General features: G+C 67.7%; 18 protein-coding genes. 5 read left to right on the top strand and 13 right to left on the bottom strand.

The features are described 5' to 3' along the window. Positions 1-67 precede the first annotated feature (67 nt). Entirely contained in the window at positions 68-487 is a 420-nt protein-coding gene (locus ACNJ7E_RS03755) for a carboxymuconolactone decarboxylase family protein (RefSeq protein ID WP_009475237.1), read from the top strand. Positions 488-503: 16 nt separating this feature from the next. On the opposite strand, the gene aztD is transcribed toward ACNJ7E_RS03755, so the two are convergent. The 4 genes from aztD to aztB form a co-directional block, all read right to left on the bottom strand. Next, positions 504-1,667, bottom strand: coding sequence for a zinc metallochaperone AztD (aztD, locus tag ACNJ7E_RS03760; protein WP_280780599.1), 1,164 nt, complete (start codon positions 1,665-1,667; stop codon positions 504-506). A gap of 66 nt (positions 1,668-1,733) precedes the next feature. Next, a complete protein-coding gene (gene aztC, locus ACNJ7E_RS03765) occupies positions 1,734-2,645 on the bottom strand; it encodes a zinc ABC transporter substrate-binding protein AztC (protein WP_418339174.1) in 912 nt (303 codons plus the stop codon). 5 nt (positions 2,646-2,650) lie between these two features. Then, positions 2,651-3,925: an ABC transporter gene (locus ACNJ7E_RS03770; protein WP_418339164.1), complete on the bottom strand. Its 1,275-nt coding sequence runs from the start codon at positions 3,923-3,925 to the stop codon at positions 2,651-2,653. Positions 3,926-3,938: 13 nt separating this feature from the next. Next, positions 3,939-4,793, bottom strand: coding sequence for a zinc ABC transporter permease AztB (gene aztB, locus ACNJ7E_RS03775; protein ID WP_418339165.1), 855 nt, complete (start codon positions 4,791-4,793; stop codon positions 3,939-3,941). Between the two features lie 18 nt (positions 4,794-4,811). On the opposite strand from aztB, the gene aztA reads away from it, so the two are divergent. Beyond that, entirely contained in the window at positions 4,812-5,447 is a 636-nt protein-coding gene (gene aztA, locus ACNJ7E_RS03780; RefSeq protein ID WP_418339166.1) for a zinc ABC transporter ATP-binding protein AztA, read from the top strand. Here aztA and ACNJ7E_RS03785 read toward each other — a convergent pair. From ACNJ7E_RS03785 to ACNJ7E_RS03795, 3 genes are all read right to left on the bottom strand, one after another. Continuing rightward, complete coding sequence (locus ACNJ7E_RS03785; protein ID WP_280780621.1) at positions 5,428-5,820, bottom strand: VOC family protein; 393 nt, start codon at positions 5,818-5,820, stop codon at positions 5,428-5,430. The two genes, aztA and ACNJ7E_RS03785, sit on opposite strands and share 20 nt — an antisense overlap. A gap of 26 nt (positions 5,821-5,846) precedes the next feature. Further along, positions 5,847-6,323, bottom strand: a complete 477-nt coding sequence (locus ACNJ7E_RS03790) for a VOC family protein (RefSeq protein ID WP_418339167.1) — start codon at positions 6,321-6,323, stop codon at positions 5,847-5,849. A gap of 91 nt (positions 6,324-6,414) precedes the next feature. Continuing rightward, complete coding sequence (locus ACNJ7E_RS03795) at positions 6,415-7,692, bottom strand: MFS transporter (protein WP_418339168.1); 1,278 nt, start codon at positions 7,690-7,692, stop codon at positions 6,415-6,417. A gap of 192 nt (positions 7,693-7,884) precedes the next feature. On the opposite strand from ACNJ7E_RS03795, the gene ACNJ7E_RS03800 reads away from it, so the two are divergent. The 3 genes from ACNJ7E_RS03800 to ACNJ7E_RS03810 all read left to right on the top strand — a co-directional run bounded on the left by ACNJ7E_RS03800 (position 7,885) and on the right by ACNJ7E_RS03810 (position 11,979). Beyond that, positions 7,885-9,954 (top strand): acyltransferase family protein, encoded by a 2,070-nt coding sequence (locus ACNJ7E_RS03800; RefSeq protein ID WP_418339169.1) that lies wholly within the window; start codon positions 7,885-7,887, stop codon positions 9,952-9,954. Positions 9,955-9,971: 17 nt separating this feature from the next. Further along, positions 9,972-10,709, top strand: a complete 738-nt coding sequence (locus ACNJ7E_RS03805) for an IclR family transcriptional regulator (RefSeq protein ID WP_418339170.1) — start codon at positions 9,972-9,974, stop codon at positions 10,707-10,709. A 91-nt stretch (positions 10,710-10,800) separates the two neighbouring features. Continuing rightward, positions 10,801-11,979: a 4-hydroxybenzoate 3-monooxygenase gene (locus ACNJ7E_RS03810; protein ID WP_418339171.1), complete on the top strand. Its 1,179-nt coding sequence runs from the start codon at positions 10,801-10,803 to the stop codon at positions 11,977-11,979. 31 nt (positions 11,980-12,010) lie between these two features. Here the strand turns inward: ACNJ7E_RS03810 and ACNJ7E_RS03815 are convergent, their stop codons facing one another. From ACNJ7E_RS03815 to ACNJ7E_RS03840, 6 genes are all read right to left on the bottom strand, one after another. Next, a complete protein-coding gene (locus ACNJ7E_RS03815) occupies positions 12,011-12,637 on the bottom strand; it encodes a TetR/AcrR family transcriptional regulator (protein WP_280780591.1) in 627 nt (208 codons plus the stop codon). Positions 12,638-12,647: 10 nt separating this feature from the next. Further along, positions 12,648-13,922, bottom strand: a complete 1,275-nt coding sequence (locus ACNJ7E_RS03820; RefSeq protein WP_280780590.1) for an NAD(P)/FAD-dependent oxidoreductase — start codon at positions 13,920-13,922, stop codon at positions 12,648-12,650. Continuing rightward, a complete protein-coding gene (locus tag ACNJ7E_RS03825; RefSeq protein ID WP_009475223.1) occupies positions 13,919-14,104 on the bottom strand; it encodes a rubredoxin in 186 nt (61 codons plus the stop codon). The genes ACNJ7E_RS03820 and ACNJ7E_RS03825 overlap by 4 nt, the downstream gene beginning before the upstream one ends. 1 nt (position 14,105) lies before the next feature. Then, positions 14,106-14,273 carry a rubredoxin gene (locus tag ACNJ7E_RS03830; RefSeq protein WP_005251085.1) on the bottom strand — a complete coding sequence of 56 codons (168 nt, stop codon included), beginning with the start codon at positions 14,271-14,273 and terminating at the stop codon, positions 14,106-14,108. Next, positions 14,273-15,505 carry an alkane 1-monooxygenase gene (locus tag ACNJ7E_RS03835; protein WP_418339172.1) on the bottom strand — a complete coding sequence of 411 codons (1,233 nt, stop codon included), beginning with the start codon at positions 15,503-15,505 and terminating at the stop codon, positions 14,273-14,275. The genes ACNJ7E_RS03830 and ACNJ7E_RS03835 overlap by 1 nt, the downstream gene beginning before the upstream one ends. Before the next feature lie 434 nt (positions 15,506-15,939). Then, a complete protein-coding gene (locus ACNJ7E_RS03840) occupies positions 15,940-17,373 on the bottom strand; it encodes an IS1380 family transposase (protein WP_418339173.1) in 1,434 nt (477 codons plus the stop codon). Positions 17,374-17,493 lie beyond the last annotated feature (120 nt).

Raw genomic sequence — 17,493 nt, forward strand, 5'->3', positions numbered from 1 at the left:
GGGCGCTCCGTCGTCGAATCGTAGAGTGACTCCCGAACACGTAGGCGCTGTGAAGAGGAGTGAACCCATGACCAGTGAAGAACCCGGGAAGCGGAGTCCGGCCGTCGAGGCGGGGCTGACGGTGCGGCGTGAGGTGATGGGCCCCGACTTCGTCGAGCGGGCACTCACTCGCACGGCGGGGACCGACAGCGAGCAGCTCCAGGAGTTCGTCACCGAGCACGTCTGGGACGCCGTGTGGAACCGGCCGGGGCTGGACCGGCGCAGCCGCAGCCTCCTCAACCTCGGCATGCTCATCGCGCTGCGTGCGCACGGTGAACTGAAGGGCCACGTGCGGGGTGCACTGCGAAACGGTCTGACCCGCACCGAGATCGTCGAGGCGGTGATCCACGCGAGCGCCTACTGCGGCGCCCCCGCCGGGTTGTCGGCGATGGCGGTGGTGCAGGAGGCGCTCGACGCGGAACTGGGACCGCTGGAAGCCGAAGGCTGACGCCGGGCTACGCGAATCAGCCCGTGACGCCGGTGATCTCGTTCGGGGTCTCCGGCAGGTCGGCCTGCCCGGATACGGTCCAGGTGTCGAGGTCGATCGCGTGGATCTTCTTGTTCGCGGGGTCGGTCACGTAGGCGGTGTGGTCCTGCACGTACAGCGCGGGCCGCGGCGACTGCCACTTGTCCGGCTCGGTCCACGGATCGAGGACGTCGACGGTGCGGCTCACCGCCTTGGTGTTCGGGTCGATCACGTGCACTGCGCCGTCGGTGCCGAGGACGAGGGCCTCACCGTGCGGGGCTCGACCGAGCGAGCGGAACGTGTAGCTGGTGCCCAGGTCGACGAGGGAGAGTTGTCCGGTGGCGGTGTCGGTGAGCGAGACCCGTTCGGGGCGTTCGAGTTCGGCGTCGGGATCGGTCTTGTAGTCGCCCAGGATCATCGGTGAATTCTCGTCGCCGGCCTGGTTTCCGATGCGCCCGTAGGGGTCCGGGCTGGTGACCTTGGTGATGACGCCGCCCCGGTAGATCAGCAGGCCGTTCTGGCATCCCACGACCACCGTCTCGCCGGCGGCGACGGCCTCACCGTGCACACCGGGGCAGTCCTCGTTGCGCGCGATCTCCTTGCGGTCGCGGTCGAGTACGACGATGCCGGTGCGCTCGTCCTCGTTGCCGACGGTGGTGAGCAGGCTGCCGTCGGAGAGTTCCACGGCCACTCCGTGATGCGCCTCCGGCGTCGTGAACTCGGTGGTGTCGGGTGTGCCTTCGGAGAGTCCGGCCGGATCGAACACGCGCACCAGTCCGGTGCCGTCGTCGAACAACACGGTCTTGCCGTCGTGCCGGACCACGTGTCCGGGCGTCTTCGCCTCGAACGCGACGTCGGTGAGGGCGGGTTCGGCGGTGTCGAGGGCGGTGAAACTGTTTCCGGTGCTGACCAGCACGTGCCGGTCGTCGCCTGCGGGGTTGAGCCGGGTGAATCCGTCCACCTCGGCCGAACCGACCACGTCGAGGCTTTGCGCGTCGAGAACCAGCACGCCGCCGTCGTAGCTCAGTGCCAGCCGCGGTGTGGCCGAGTCGGTGGTGGTCGCTTCGGCCGTGCCGGAGTCGGTGGAGCAGGACGTGAGCAGTGTCGCCGAGAGTGCCACGGCGGCAACGGCGGTGGGGAGAGGTCTACGCGTAAGGGTCACCCAGGAGAATTAACTCTTATTGCAAACGGTTGTCAAAGTCGGAAGTGTGCATGTGTGAATGCATCGCTATTTCAACCCCTCCGCGATCGCCAGGGAGTTCGAATCCATCATCTCGATGTACGTGCCCGCGCCCGAGCCGTTTTCGCCCAGTGATTCCGTGAACAGCGAGACGACGTCGACGGGAACACCGGCCTCCGAGGCCAAGACCTGCGCGAGCCGATCGGGCTGGGAGGAGTCGACGAAGATCGCGGGAACCCGCGACGCGGTGATCGTCGCGGCGAGGTCCGAGAGGTCCGACGCGCTGGGCGACGCCAGGGTGGTCCCGCTGGGAATCACCGCCCCCACGGTGACGAAGCCGAAACGTTCGGCCAGATAACCGAAGACGTGATGATTGGTCACCAGCTTTCGCCGGTCTGCGGGGACGGCCGCGAATCTGTCCGTCATCCGGGCGGTGAGTTCTTCGAGTTGCCGGGCGTAGCTGTCCGAGTTCTGGCGGACGGCCCCCGCGTCGATCTCCGGCACGTGGTCGATCACCGCGTCGCGGATCAGTGCAACGGCCTCGCGTACCCGGTCCGGGTCGGTCCAGATGTGCGGATCCAGGGTGCCCGTGGACTTTCCGGAACGGTACTCGATCGGCCGCACGGCCTCACCGACCTGCAGGATCGGAACTCCCTCGGAGTGTGCGGTGTCGACGGTCTTGCCGATTCCCTCCTCGAGTCCGAGACCGTTCGACACGAGGAGGTCGGCGCGCTCCACCCGCGCGGCGTCCGACGCGGAGATCTCGAACGAATGGGGATCGGCGCCTCTCGGCATCAGCACCATCACGTCGGCCTCGTCGCCGACGACGTTCTGCACCACATCACCCAGAATGTTCGTGGTCACGACCACGACCGGTCCGTCGGAGGCGTCCGGGGAACACGCCGTCACGGACAGCGTCACGAGTGCGGCCAGCAGGGTCAGCGGCAGCAGGCACCGCATCCCGGTCACAGCCCCACCACGCCGAGGGTGGACGCGGCGACTCCGACGTCGAGAGTCCGCGCCACCCGCGCGTCGTCCCGGAAGTCGATCTCGGTCACCGTCTTCGATGCGGGATCCGAGACGTATGCGCGGGTGCCGCCGACGACGACGGCAGGCAGGGTCGCGGACTCGTCGCTCCCGTCGTAGGGGGCGGCCAGCACGTGCGAGGACGCGGTCTCCGCGCCGGTCGTCGTGTCGTACACGCGGAAGGTGCCGTCCGCGAGGACCGCGAACACGGAGCGACCGTCGCCCGCCAGTGCGACGCTCAGCGCGCGATCCGGCGTCCGGACGTGCCTCCACCCGCGGGTGCGGGCATCGAAGACCAGCACCCCGTCGTTGGTGGCAGCGGGTCCGGCGGCGGCGACGTGGATCGGCAGGCCGTCGTGTCCGCGGAACGACGTGGGTCGGGTGGCGGCGCCGATGCCTGCCGGGTACGGAACCTTCTCCGACGTCCACGCCCCGGCGGCGGTGGTCGCGAGGAACAGTCCGTCGTCGCACGCGGCCAGTACGCCCGTGTCGGACACGGCCGTGCCTTGTATGTTCGGGCAGGCGGTGGCGAAGCTCTGCTCGACCTGCCCGTCCGCCGTGTGGACCTCGAACGTGCCGGGGCGGGAATCGCTTCCGTCCGCGGCCGAGCGCGACACCACGAAACCGTCGGCGATCGGCAGGGCGACGCCGTGGTGCGGTGCGTCGGCGTCCACGACGGCCTCGACGTCGATGCTGTCCTTGCGGAGGGCGGCGAAGTCGATCACGCGGGCGAGTCCGTCGCCGTCGAAGAACGTCGCCACCTTGTCGTCGCCTTCGACCACGTGCGCCGGCGTGCCGCCCTCGAGGGCGCCGAGTTCGACCGGTGGCTTGGTGTACGAGTGGGTGTGGTCCCCGTGGTCGATGGTCCAGGAACCGGCGTCCACGACGTGCACGGCGCCGCCGGCGCCGTCTACGGCGAACGCGTAGCGGTCCTTCACCGTCGTCACCCGCGTCGGGTTGTCGAACTCGAACGAATGGAGAGTCTCGGCGGTCGCGAGGTCGAGCACGTCCACGCGGCCGGAGTCGGCGTCCGACACGACGAGCCGGGGTTCGGGCCCCTCGACCTCGGTGGATCCGGTCTCGGCGGCAAGGTCGCTACCCGGTTGACTCCGGCGGTCGGGGGACGCGGCCTCCTCCTGTGGAGATGCGCAGGCTCCGAGGGCCAGCGCGGCGACCGCGGCAATTGCTGCGCGGGCGAGGGTGGTGTTCGGCATTCGTGGTCTCCATCTATCGAACGGGTGTCGGGGTGGGCCGAAGGGCAGGCCGAAGTCGTCGCGCCGCCGACCGGGCCAGGGCCGCGACGAAGAACTGGAGCACGGCGATTCCGGCGATCGTCGCGCCCGCGGCGGTGTCGGCATTCCACGACACGATCAGCCCGGCGAACGTGGCGGACCAGCCGAGGAGCACGGCAATCGTCATCGTCGCGCCGATCGACCTGCCGAACAGTGCTGCGGTGGCGGACGGGGCGACGAGGAGACCGAACACGAGGAGGGTGCCGACGATGCGGAACGACGCGACCACCGCGAGGACCACCAGAGCGAGCAGTGCGAGGTGCGCCCACCGTGGTTGCAGGCCCAGGGTGTGGGCCTTGCGTTCGTCGAAGACGAGGGTGACGAACGGGCGGTACGCGATCACCGAGACGATCCCGGCGACCGCGGCCGCCGCCGCGAGCCAGATCAGGTCTCCCGGTGTCGCCGACAGGACGTCACCGAACAGGAAGGCTGTGAGATCGACCGCGAACGACCTTGCACGCGAGACGATCACGACACCCAGCGCGAGCATGCCGACGAACAGCAGGCCGATCCCGGTGTCCTCGGACAGTCGCGAGTTCTTCGACACCCAGGCGACGCCGAGGATCATGACGACCGCACTCGCGGCCGCGCCGACGAGGAGATTCACGCCGGCGAGATAGGCGACGGCCACGCCGGGCAGCATGCCGTGCGAGATGGCCTCGCTCATGAAGGCCATGCCGCGCAACACGACCCACGTGCCCACCAGCCCGCAGAGCACGGACACCAGCATTCCCGCGAAGAGCGCACGCCGGACGAAGGACACCATCAGGGGGTCGAGTAGCCACTGCACTCTGCTAATCTAACGATAATGATTGTCGTAAGCGAAATCGAGGTTCGGTACGGCCAGACCCCGGCGTTGAACGGTGTGAGCGCCCGGCTCGCGCCGGGTACGGTCACGGCCGTCGTGGGGCACAACGGTTCGGGGAAGTCGACGCTCCTGCAGTGCCTGGCCGGCATCGCGCGACCGACGGCGGGACGGATCGACGGCACGAAGGGGTTGGGCACGGCATATGTGCCGCAACGCAATGCGGTGAGCGATCAGCTACCGCTGACCGTGCGCGAGGTGGCGGCCATGGGAGCCTGGCGCCGGCGTGGCTTGTGGCGACGGCTCACCCCCGGCGACCGGGAGGCCGTCGACGAGGCGCTGGGCAGGCTCGGTCTCGCAGACCTCGGCCGGCGGCGGATCGGCACACTGTCGGGCGGCCAGCGTCAACGTGCCCTGCTCGCGCAGGCGCTCGTGCAACGCGGCGACCTGTTACTCCTCGACGAGCCGACCACCGGTCTCGACGCGGAAGCCCGCGCGGTGATCGGCGACGTCGTCGGCGAAGAGGCCGCGCGCGGTGCGACCGTCGTCGTGGCCACACACGAATCCCACGACGCGGAACGCGCCGACCAGGTGCTGACCCTGTCGTCGGGGGTGCAGCTCACCCCACTTCGACGATGACCAGTTTGTTGCCGTCCGGGTCACGGAAGTAGAACATGGGCGGCACGTAGTCGCCCATCCGCAGCACCTCCGCGTCCACGTCGACGCCGTTCGCCGACAGGGTCGCATGGTCGGCGTCGGCGTCCGAGGTGGTGAGGCGGATGCCCGTCTCGACGCCCGCGGGGACGCCGTCGCGGGCGGGCACGAGCGCGATCGACGTCGCCGATCCCGGTGGCGCCACCTCCACCCACCGCTGTCCGGGGCTGAACTCCGCATCCATGCGGCGTTCGAAACCGAGTGCGCCCACATAGAATTCGAGCGCCCTATCCTGATCGGTCACGGGGACCGCCACGGTGTGCACCCCGTTGATGTGCGTCTTGCCGTCCTCGGCCATGCCGTCCACCTCCTCGTCGGCAGGCGTCACGCCTGCTCGAACGCCTTCTCGAGTTCGGCGACGTCGAGTTTGCGCATCTGCAGCATGGCCTGCATGGCGCGCTGCGCCTTCTCGGTGTCCGGGTCGCGCATGAGTTCGTACAGCCGCTCGGGCACCACTTGCCAGGAGACGCCGAAACGGTCCTTGACCCAACCGCATTGGCTTTCCTCGCCGCCGTCGCCGGTGAGGGCGTCCCAGTACCGGTCCACTTCCGCCTGATCCTTACAGAGGATCTCGAAAGAGATGGCCTCGTCGAACGTGAACTGCGGGCCGCCGTTGAGCGCGATGAACGGCTGCCCGTTGATCTCGAAGGACACCGTCAACACCGCCCCCTCCGGCCCGGGAGTGTTCGGACCGTAGTGGGTGACCTCCGTGATCCGCGAATTCGGAAACAGGGACGTGTAGAACTTCGCGGCCTCTTCACCTTCGGTGTCGAACCAGAGGCAGGGGGTGATCGGTTTCATGGCGCAGTTCCTCTCGCAGGTCCTCGTCGATTCATCCTCGCCGATATAGACCGCGCCCACGCCCGAAACTCATCGAACGGCTGTCAGGAGTTCAGCGCACCGTCCGGGTGGAGGAGATGGCGATCGCTCCGAACAGCCCTACCAGGGCGAATGCGTAGAAGCCCCACGGGACGGCGTAGCCGGCGCCCAGCAGGACGCCGCCGAGGATCGGACCGCAGATCGCGCCCACCCGGCCCACACCGGCCGACCAGCCGAGCGCGGTGGCGCGGATCTGCGGCGGGTGGTTCGCGCTCGTGAACGCGTAGACGAGAACCTGTGCGCTGAACACGAAGCAGCCGGCGAGGAACACCAGGGCGTAGATGCCGAACGACACCTTGACGCTGAGCAGGGCGAGGAACACCGCGGCGCCCGCGAACCAGATGATGGCTGCGGTGCGCGGGCCGATCTTGTTGGCGACGCCGCCCGCGATCAGCAGTCCGACCACCGCGCCCGCGTTGAGGATCAGCAGGAACGTCAGTGACGCGCCGAGGTTGTAGCCCGCCTCGCGCATGATCGTCGGCAGCCACGTGTTGAGACCGTAGACGAGCAGCAGTCCCATGAACGACGTGACCCAGATGGCGATGCTGTTGCGCAGGAACGGGCGCGAGAACAGGGCGCGCACCGGGTTGGCCGAGGCCGCGACGGGAGCGTCGGCGGCGGGTGCAGCCTCCAGTTCCAGGCCGTACTGCTTCGCGACGGCCTCGGCCTCGGCGCGCTTGCCGTGTGCCAGCAGGTACGAGGGGGACTCGGGGAGGTAGCGCAGCATCAGCGGAATCAGGACCACGGCGGGCAGGGCGCCGACGACGAACATCGAACGCCAGCCGAACGGTTCGATCAGCACGATCGCCAGCGCAGCGGTTGCGACGGCACCCACGTGATATCCGGTCATCAGCAGCGTCGACGCGGAACCGCCGCCCTGCCTCCTCGAGAACTCGTTGACCAGGGCCAGCGCCGTCGGCAGTGCGCCGCCGAGTCCGACTCCGGCGAGGAAGCGGAACAGTCCGAAGAAGAACGGATTGGGCGCCACGGCGCAGAGGAGCGTGAGAACGGAGAACGCCGCAACGGCATACAGAAGGGCGCGCCGGCGTCCGATGACGTCGGTCAGCGTCCCGATGACCAGTGCGCCGATCGTCATGCCGACCAGGCCGAATGTCGAGATGAACGTGATCGTTCCGGTGGTCAGACCCCAGTCCTCGTAGTCGAGGAGTGAAGGGATGACGGCACCGAGGACCACCAGGTCGAAGCCGTCGAGCAGTACGGCTACCCAGCAGAGGGGCGCTGCCCAGAGGGCGGTGGAGACGCGGGCGGCGCTTCGTTGGGAAGTGGTCATGGTGTCCTCGACGTTCGGCGGTGATGTGCGCGGGCGTTCGCGATGCGAACCCTGGTTCTATACGCGGACTTATTGTGTGGCGCGCCATAGTTGCCTGTCAAACATCGGCTACTCCACGCCCCGGTTGGTCAAGAACTGGTAAACCCGTGTGGATAATCGATCGGGTACCGAGTCGATGAGCCAGGACGGATTGTGAGACCCAACCCCCAGGTGGCTGCGAGCCGTCCGAGCCACGCCGCGGCGCCACCGTCGGCCGTGAGTGGTTACCGGTACGACCTCGACGGTCTGCGCGGAATCGCGATCGCGCTGGTCGTGGTCTATCACGTGTGGTTCGGGCGGGTGTCCGGCGGCGTCGACATCTTCCTGGTCCTCTCCGGGTTCTTCTTCACGGGCATGCTCGTGCGACGCGCCGGGGCGGATTCGGGTCCGTCGATTCCCGCCGTCCTGCGGCGCACCGCCCGCCGGCTGCTGCCCGCGCTCGTGGTGGTGTCGGCCGCGACCGCGGTCGTGACGGTGATCCAGCGGCCGTTCACGCAGTGGTCGGGGATCGCGGACCAACTCCTCGCGTCACTGCTGTACGTGCAGAACTGGCAGCTGGCCCGGACGGCGTCCGACTACGCCGCCGCCGACGCATCGGTCAGTCCGCTGCAGCACCTGTGGTCGATGTCCGTTCAGGGGCAGTTCTACGTGCTCGCCCTCGCGGTGGTGGCAGGTATGGCCTGGATCTGCCGCCGCCGGATCGGTCTCGTGCGTCCCATCCTCGGCGGTGTGCTCGGTGCGGGGTTCGTGGCGTCCTTTGCCTACGCGGCCGTGCTGTCGCAGGATCGGCAGTCGTGGGCGTACTTCGACACGTTCGCGCGACTGTGGGAGTTGCTCGCGGGGGCGCTGCTCGCGCTCGTCGTGCATCGGGTCGCGCTGCCCCGGTGGTCGCGGACCGTCCTCGCGGTGTCGGGGTTCGCCGCGGTCCTCGGATGCGGGTTTCTCGTCGACGGCGCCGCCCTGTTCCCCGGACCGGCGGCGTTGATCCCGGTCGGTGCGGCGGTGGCGCTGATCCTCGCGGGCGCCGGGCGGTCCGAGCAGCCGGGGATCGTGACGATGATGGCGTCGCGGCCGTTCGTCGAACTCGGTGGCCTGGCGTATTCGCTGTACCTGTGGCACTGGCCGATCCTCATCTTCTTCCTCACGTGGCGGGAGCGGCCCGCGGTCGGAGCGCTCGGCGGACTCGCGGTGATCCTCGTGTCGCTGGTGCTGGCGTGGCTCACCCAGCGGCTGATCGAAGCGGGGTTCCAGGCGGGGTCGGCCCGTCCGCGGCGGGGGCTGACCGCGCTGGTCGCGATCCTCGGCGTCGCCGTGGTGGGGACCGCGTCCGGCTGGCACGTGTATCTCGTCCGCAACCCCGAGACGACCGCGCGGGTCGGTGAGCTGGACCCGTGGCTGTACCCGGGCGCGGCGTCGTTGACCGACGGCGCGTTCGCGCCGCGCACGGACATGCGACCCACCCTGCTCGAGGCGTCGGGAGATCTTCCGCAGCCGACCCTCGACGGCTGCATCTCCGATCTGAGCACCCGCGACGTCGTCACCTGCGTGTACGGCGACCTCGCCGCCGACCGGACGATCGCCGTGGTGGGCAGTTCTCACGCCGAGCACTGGGTGCCCGCGCTCGACCGCATCGGGCAACAGCGCGGCATCCGGGTCGAGACGTACCTCAAGATGGGGTGCCCGCTGACCGTCGCGGACGTTCCGCTGCTCGCCGGCGAACCGTATCCCGACTGCGGCGACTGGTCCCGCGACGTCCTCGACCGTCTCCGTGATCACCGACCGGACTGGGTGTTCTCGACGTCCTCGCGCCCCAACGAGGAGGGCGCCGGCGACATCACCCCCGACGACTACGTGGGCCTGTGGGCGCGGCTGGCGGATTTCGGGCTCCCGTTCCTCGGCATGCGCGACACGCCGTGGCTGCACAACGACGGCGTCCCGTATTCGGTCGTCGACTGCCTCGCCGACGGCGGCGACGCCGACAGTTGCGGGATGCCCCGGGACGACGTGCTGGCCCCGGACAACCCGACGCTCGAGGCGGCCCGCGACCTGCCGTCGGTGCATCCGCTCGACCTCACGGACGCCGTGTGTGACGTGTCGATCTGCCGTGCGGTGCAGGGAAACATCCTCGTGTACCACGATTCGCATCACCTCTCGGCGACGTACGTCCGGAGCCTCGTCCCCGAACTCGACCGGCAGATCGGCGTCGCCACCCGCTGGTGGTGACCGGGGATACTGGCGGCATGTCCGAAGACGACCGCAGCATGCTGGGACGTGCCTTCCTGGTGCTGGGTTCATTCACCTCGGAGCGCCCTCGGCTGTCGCAGTCGGAGCTGAGCCGGCGCACCGGACTGCCGCTGCCGACGGTGCACCGGCTGTGCCGTCAACTGGTCGACAACGGCGCCCTCGAACGCGTCGACGACGGGCACTACGAGATCGGGGTGCGGCTGTGGGAGTTGGGTGCGCTCGCGCCCCGCGCCCACGGATTGCGGCAGGTGGCGTTGCCCTACCTCGAGGACCTGTACGAGGCGACGCGTGAGAACGTCCAGCTCGTGGTCCGGGAAGATCTCGAGGCGCTCTACATCGAACGGTTGTCGGCGCGCGGTGCCGTGACCGTCGTCGGGAGGGCCGGCGGCCGGTTGCCGCTGCACGCGTCGAGCGGCGGCCTCGTGCTGTTGGCGTTCGGCGGCAAGGACCTGCTCGACGAGGTCCTCGCGGCGGGCCTCGAACGCTTCACCCCGTCGACCATCACCACCGAACATCGCCTGCGCAGCACCCTCGACGACATCCGCCGAACCGGGTGGGTCACGTGCCGCGAACACCTCAACGTCGGAACGCTGGCCGTGGCCGCGCCGGTGTCGCGGTCGACGGGTGAAGTGGTGGCAGCGGTGTCCGTCGTGGTTCCGGCGGAAAAGGATCCCGCGCCCCTGATCCCGGCGGTGCGGGCGGCCGCGCGCGGCATTTCCCGCGGCGTCGCGTAGCTCGTCTTTCACTCAGTGAAAGAGGGGGTGTTGCGATCACACGGCGGGCAGCACAGTGACTGGTGTCACGAACTACGCGAGGAGTCTGCTCATGAACACACAGGTCGGGATCGTCGGCGGGGGTCCCGCAGGACTGATGCTGTCCCATCTCCTGCACCTGAAGGGCATCGATTCCGTCGTGCTCGAAAGCCGCACCCGCGAGGAGGTGGAGGGCACGATCCGGGCCGGTGTGCTCGAACAGAACACCGTCGACCTGATGGTCGACACCGGACTCGGCGACCGCGTCAAGCGTGAAGGACTCACCCACCACGGCATCGAACTGCGGTTCGGCGGCCGCGGCCACCGCATCGACTTCGACGAACTGACCGGCGGCCGCGCAGTCACCGTCTACCCGCAGCACGAGGTCCTCAAAGACCTCATCGCCCGGCGTCTCGAAGACGACGGCGACATCCGCTTCGGCGTCTCCGACGTGCAGGTTCTGGACCACACGTCCGACAACCCGAAGATCACCTACCTCGACGCCGACGGCAACGAGCAGACACTCACCTGTGCGCTCGTCGCCGGTTGCGACGGCTCGCGGACCACCACCCGCGGTCTCATCCCCGACACCACCGTGCGCACCGACCACTTCCGCCAGTACCCATTCGCCTGGTTCGGCATCCTCGCCGAGGCCCCGCCGTCATCCGAGGAACTGATCTACGCCAACCACCCCCGCGGCTTCGCGCTCATCAGCACCCGCACCCCGGAGGTCCAGCGGCACTACCTGCAGGTCGACCCGGACGACTCCGTCGACAACTGGTCCGACGACCGAATCTGGTCGGAACTGCACGCCCGCGTCGACGGCGAAGGCGCGGAGATCAAGGACGGCACGATCTTCCAGAAGTCGATCCTGCAGTTCCGCAGCTTCGTGTGCGAACCCATGCAGCACGGCAACCTCTTCCTCGCCGGCGACGCCGCCCACACCGTGCCCCCCACCGGCGCGAAGGGCATGAACCTGGCGATCGCCGACGTGTACTTCCTGTCCAAGGCGATGGCCGAGTACTTCGCCACCCGCAGCCGGGCCGGGCTCGAGGGATACACCGACAGCGTCCTCCCGCGCGTGTGGCGGACCCAGCACTTCTCCTGGTGGATGTCCTCGATGCTGCACCGACTCCCCGACGACACCGGATTCGGCCACAAGCGGCAGGTCGCCGAACTCGACATGGTCACCCGCTCCGTCGCCGGCCGCACCCTCATCGCCGAGAACTATGTCGGCACCCCGCTGGGCTGACACCCCGTGAGTACTTATCAACGTCGGGCGGTTAATAAGTACTCACGGGTGGCGGAGCCGCAACGAACGGGGCGAACAGCCGCGCGGTGTTCGCCGACGCCGCCGCGGTGTCCTCGGGTGGGTTGGCGATGAAACTCAAGGCGAGCCGGACGATGGCGTGCGCGATGATGTCCGCATCGTCCGGGGAGGAGTTCACCCACGACCGCTGCAACGTCAGTGCGAGCCGATCGGCCGCGGGACGAATGATGATGTTGCTGTCCGTCGTGATCAGGCGCAGCAGATCCTCGGGTGCCTTCCCCTGGTGCAGCGACATCACCAGGGGATCGGCTCCGCTGAGTTCGAAGAACGTCGCATAACCTTCCCGCAGAGCAGTTGTCGCGTCGCCGGGGTTCTCGTACAGAGCGGATTCGATGACGGTGACGAGGCTGTCGGTCAGCCGAAGTGCGTACCCCTCCGCCAGGCCACGCCGCGAGCGGAACTCTTTGTAGATCGTCTGCCTGCTCAGCCCCGCGGCGACCGCGACGTCGGTCATGGTGATTGTCGGCCAGGGACGTTCGAGCAGCAGTTCCCGAAGCGCATCGAGGGTTGTCTCCCGCATCAGCGACGTCGCGGCCAGCCGGTATCGACTCTGTCGCTCGGTGCGGTCGTCTGCGGACATGACCTCGATGCTAGCGGGCGGCCGCGACCCGACCTTCCCGCTCGCCGGCGAGCACGTCGGTCAGAGCAACCGACTCGTCCGCCAATGCGGCGCGGTCGACCGTGCCGCCCCGGGCGATCATGGTGCGCACGGTTCGGAGGTCTTTCGGGCGGCCCACGGCGATGACCCCGACCGGCGTGCTCCCACGGACCGCAACCGCTGTGAAATCGCGATCGTCGATCGAACCGCGGACTACGTAGTCGTCGTCGAAACGGGTCGCGCCGGCGAACTGCACGTTGTGGCCGTACTGCGTGGACCATCCCCACGGAACGTCGGTGAACGGCGTGGGTTTCCCGAGTATGGAGTGCGCGGCGGCAATTCCCTGTGCCTGAGCGCCGTTCCAGTGTTCGGAACGGTAACGCTCGGAGTCACGCGCACCGGGGATGTTGGCCGCGTCTCCGGCCGCGTAGACGCCGTCGGCCGAGGTGCGAAACTGCCCATCGACGGTGATGCCGTTGTGGACGCGCAGTCCCGCCGCGACCGCGAGCGTGACCTCGGGGACGGTGCCGACCGACACGAGGACGGTACCTGCACTCCAACTGCGACCGTCGTCTGCGGTGGCGCGGACGGAGCCGTCGTCGCTCACGTCGAGCGACGACAGTGCGACATCCGTGCAGACGTCGACGTCGTTCTCGGAGTGCAGCGACGCGATCATCGTCGAGATGTCCGGGGGCACAATTCGACTGAGGAGCGACGGGTCTCGTTCGAGGACGGTGACCTCCGCGCCGAGCGACCTCGCCGTGGCCGCGACCTCACATCCGATGAGACCCCCGCCGATCACCAGCAGGGAACCGGTGCGCCGAATCGACTCGCGAAGGGAATCTGCATCGGCCATCGACCGCAGAGTGAAGACGTGCGCACCGGAGACACCCTCGAGTTTTCGGGCCCGGCCACCGGTCGCGAGCAGCAGGGCACTGAACTGCAGTGTCTCGCCGGAGGAGAGCGTCAGCAACTTCCGCCGGGTGTCGAGTTCGACTGCCGTTGCACCGGTGATCAATTCGATATCTCTTTCCTTCCAGAAAGAGTCCGGCTTCAGCGCGGCCTTCTCCGGGGCAGTGGCACCCGACAGGAGGTCCTTCGACACCGTCGGACGCCGATACGGCGGTGCGGGTTCGTCTCCGATCAGGACGACGCGCCCGCTGAAGCCTTCCGACCGGAGCGTCTGCGCGGCGCTCGCCCCTGCGATACCGGACCCGACGATGACCACCGTCGACAGTTCCGTGGAGAGATTCGGCATTGCGCTCATGCCCGGCTGACCTCGACCATGTCGAAGTCCGCCTTGGCAGCCCCACAGTCGGGGCACGACCAGTCCTCGGGAATGTCGTCCCACCTGGTGCCGGGCTCGATGCCGTCCTCCGGCCAACCCTCGGCCTCGTCGTACTCGAATCCGCATTGGGCGCAGCGGTAAAGCTTGAAATCAGTACTCATGTCACGCCACCTTCGGGTCGAAATCGATCTTTTCGCGGACCCCGCAGTCGGGGCAGCACCAGTCGTCGGGCACATCGGCCCACGCGGTGCCGGCGGGGAATCCCTCACGCGGTGCGCCGGACGCCTCGTCGTAGACGTAGTCGCAGACCGGGCATTGGTAGGCGGCCATCACCGAACTCCGCCGCTGTACTTGGCCAGCACCTTCTCGCGCTTGCCGGGTTGGATGTTCACGCGGGTGATGTCGCCGTCGTAGTGGTCGAGCACGCGGTGATCCATCACCTTGCGCCAGAGCGGCGGGAAGTACGCGAGCGTGATCATGCTGGCGTAGCCACTGGGCAGGTTGGGGGCGCCGTCCATGCTCCGGAGCGTCTGGTACCGCCTGGTCGGGTTCGCGTGATGGTCGCTGTGACGCTGCAGGTGGTACAGGAAGATGTTGGTCACGATGTGGTCGGAGTTCCAACTGTGTGCGGGAGCGCAGCGTTCGTAGCGGCCGCTGGCGGTCTTCTGACGCATCAAGCCGTAGTGCTCGAGGTAGTTGACCGTCTCGAGGAGAGAGAAACCGTAGACCGCCTGAATGATCAGGAACGGGATGACGACCGGACCGAAGATGGCGATGAGCACACCGAACAGCACCACCGACATGAGCCAGGCATTGAGCACATCGTTGTGAATGCTCCACGTGCTCTTGCCGAGTCGCTGCATCCGCGTCTTCTCGAGCTCCCAGGACGACTTCAGGCTTCCCCAGACGCTGCGGGGCAGGAACGTCCAGAAGCTCTCGCCGAAGCGTGAACTCGCCGGATCCTCCGGCGTGGCAACCCGGACGTGGTGGCCACGGTTGTGCTCGATGTAGAAGTGACCGTAGAAGGTCTGCGCGAGAGTGATCTTGGCCAGCCACCGTTCGAGCTCGGTCTTCTTGTGGCCCATCTCGTGTGCGGTGTTGATGCCGATGCCGCCCATGACGGCGACGGTGAACGCGACGCCGACCTTCGACACCAGCCCGAGGCCGCCGTCGATGCCGAGCCAGGAGAGGTTGTCCGCCGACCAGAGGTAGCACGCGAACACCAGGCTCGCCATCTGGAACGGGATGAACACGTAGGTGCAGTACCGGTAGTACCTGTCGTTCTCGAGCTGTTCCATCACTTCCTCGGGAGGGTTCTGGCCGTCGGGCCCGAAGAACCTGTCGAGGAGTGGAAGCAGTCCGAACAACAGCAGGGCGCCGATCCACCACCACACCGGAGCCGCCGCCGACCATCCCCATTGGTTGAAGGCCCACACGAGCCCCGCAGCGAGAAACAGTGCGGTCGGGGGAATCAATCCCATCAACCACAGGTAGCGCTTGCGGTCACGCCACGCTTCCGGTGGTGCCTCTTCTGCCATCCTGCTGATATTCGACGTCGTCACGATCCGAACCTCCTCGTCCAGTGGCCGTGCCGGTATGAACCAGCTCACTCTCATTTGGACAGTACACGGACTTTGATCCAGGGTCTAGACAAATATGAAGATTTGTAAATCCCGCGAGGTGTAGTGCTTTAACGCCGGGGTCTTCGCTGCCGATAGAGAGGTCGACACCGTTGCACCGTGCTGAGGAGGCCCTCGATGTTCCGCGACCCCGGACTTCCCGACTGGCTCGAATTTGTCCTCGGCTTGCTCGGATACCGCTGGTAGCTTCACCTGTGAGTACTTATTAACCCGAATGCACCGATTCGTTGATCCAGTCGGGGTGAGTTTCAGTGTGCAGCAGTGGGCGGTGTGTGGGCGTGGTTGAGCGTCCGACCTCTCGTGTCGGGTTGTTCCACTGGGGCTTTCGCGTCGAGGTCGGGCAGGAGTCGCGGGTGTTAGACGATGGCCGGGTGATTGCGGCCGAAGGTTTTGTCAAACAGCGTGTGCCACGCCGTTTCCCACGGCCAATCCTGAGGGAGGTGCAGGGTCAGTCGCCTCGCCGAGGAGGCGATGCGTGCGGGGACCGAGACGAGGGTGCGCCGGAGGGTGCCGGTGGTCGCCCGCGTCAGCTTCGGATCGCCGGTGAGGGTGCCGGCGGCTCGGGTGAGGTTGAACGCCATTACCGCGCAGACGAGCCAGGCGGCGTTCGCGGTGAACCGGCCCGAAGGCAGGTGCGCGAGGGCGGAGTTCTTCAGGTCCGCGTGCACCTGTTCGATGATCGCGTGCTGACGGTGGGTTTTGTCGGCGGCGACGGTGTCTACATGGTCGGGGTCGGTGGTGGTGAAGAAGGCGTGGAACCGCCAGATGTCGAACAATGTGCCCTGTCCCTGGTCTTTGGGTGGTCGCAGGTCGGGGATGCGGCGCACGACCAGCCGCCCGGGGATCTGGTGGGCCTTCTTCTGGGAGGTGAACGCGGTGAACGGAATCTCTGCGACCTCCGCCCGCGAGATCCAGGTGTCGGCGCCCTCGTCGTAGACGGCGTCGGTGTACTCGATCGGCGTCCACGCGGACTCGTCCACGTCGATCGAGGCGATCGCCTGTTTGATGGTGGCGGTCAGGCGCACCGTGACCGAGACGTCGGCGCCCGCGCGGATCGCCGCACCGACGGTGGGATATCCGTAGAACGCCGAATCGCACCGGACCAGCGGTTTCAGCGGGCCGCCACCGCTCGGTCCGCCGGCCTGGGTGCGCAGCCGGTCGACGGTGGCCAGGGCGTCGGCGACCAGCCGGGCGGCCCCGCGCGGGGAGCCGCAGGCTCCGCGGCGCAGGCGTTGGGTGAGGATCACCGGCGTACCGGTCTCCGTGGTGACGGTGGCGAGCAGTGCGTTCAGCCCGCGCACGCCGGAGTAGCCGTATCCGGACCCTTGCTTTCCGTGGCCGTGGACCTCGATGATCGAATCGTCGATATCGACCAAGACCCGCCCGGTGTCGATCCCGGTGACCAGCGGGGTCTTCTCGGCGAGGTTGCCCAGGAACCGTGAGGCGACGGCGTCGAGTTGCCGGACGTGTCCGAAGGTGAACTGGCGGAGGAACGATCCCAGCGTCGACGGGGCATAGGGTCGGTCGAAGAGCGTTCCCATCGCCCCGTGTCGCACAATGGCCAGGTCGGCGATGCTGTCGGCGCCGGCGACCATCCCACCGATCAGGGATCCGATCTTGCGGCCCGGGTGGGCGCCTTTGTCGGTCGGGACGCTCAGGTGTTCGTCGGCGAGGGTGAGCAGGCCGCTGGCCTGCGCCAATGCCATCACCGGGACCAGCCCCGCGGTCGCCACCAGATTGGGGTCGTCGAACCTCGCCGCCGAGACGGGTCGAGTGTGAGATAGTTGCACCTACGAGATGCCCTTCGTCGTGGCCGAATTGTTTCTGTGAGAAGTTCAATTCTTCCACCACGGCAGGGCATTTCGCCGTTACGACCCACCCAAGGACTCATCCGGATCGGTGTATCCAGG

This window comes from Rhodococcus mengyinensis, from assembly GCF_048381435.1.
Classification (GTDB): Bacteria; Actinomycetota; Actinomycetes; order Mycobacteriales; family Mycobacteriaceae; genus Rhodococcus_F; species Rhodococcus_F opacus_D.

Coding starts and splice junctions, on each gene's coding strand:
- aztA (WP_418339166.1), top strand. CDS start 4,812: ATGATTGTCGTAAGCGAAATCGAGGTTCGGTACGGCCAGACCCCGGCG.
- ACNJ7E_RS03820 (WP_280780590.1), bottom strand. CDS start 13,922: ATGAGCGCAATGCCGAATCTCTCCACGGAACTGTCGACGGTGGTCATC.
- ACNJ7E_RS03770 (WP_418339164.1), bottom strand. CDS start 3,925: ATGCCGAACACCACCCTCGCCCGCGCAGCAATTGCCGCGGTCGCCGCG.
- ACNJ7E_RS03805 (WP_418339170.1), top strand. CDS start 9,972: ATGTCCGAAGACGACCGCAGCATGCTGGGACGTGCCTTCCTGGTGCTG.
- ACNJ7E_RS03830 (WP_005251085.1), bottom strand. CDS start 14,273: ATGGCCGCCTACCAATGCCCGGTCTGCGACTACGTCTACGACGAGGCG.
- ACNJ7E_RS03755 (WP_009475237.1), top strand. CDS start 68: ATGACCAGTGAAGAACCCGGGAAGCGGAGTCCGGCCGTCGAGGCGGGG.
- ACNJ7E_RS03785 (WP_280780621.1), bottom strand. CDS start 5,820: ATGGCCGAGGACGGCAAGACGCACATCAACGGGGTGCACACCGTGGCG.
- ACNJ7E_RS03810 (WP_418339171.1), top strand. CDS start 10,801: ATGAACACACAGGTCGGGATCGTCGGCGGGGGTCCCGCAGGACTGATG.
- ACNJ7E_RS03825 (WP_009475223.1), bottom strand. CDS start 14,104: ATGAGTACTGATTTCAAGCTTTACCGCTGCGCCCAATGCGGATTCGAG.
- ACNJ7E_RS03790 (WP_418339167.1), bottom strand. CDS start 6,323: ATGAAACCGATCACCCCCTGCCTCTGGTTCGACACCGAAGGTGAAGAG.
- aztC (WP_418339174.1), bottom strand. CDS start 2,645: ATGCGGTGCCTGCTGCCGCTGACCCTGCTGGCCGCACTCGTGACGCTG.
- ACNJ7E_RS03815 (WP_280780591.1), bottom strand. CDS start 12,637: ATGTCCGCAGACGACCGCACCGAGCGACAGAGTCGATACCGGCTGGCC.
- ACNJ7E_RS03795 (WP_418339168.1), bottom strand. CDS start 7,692: ATGACCACTTCCCAACGAAGCGCCGCCCGCGTCTCCACCGCCCTCTGG.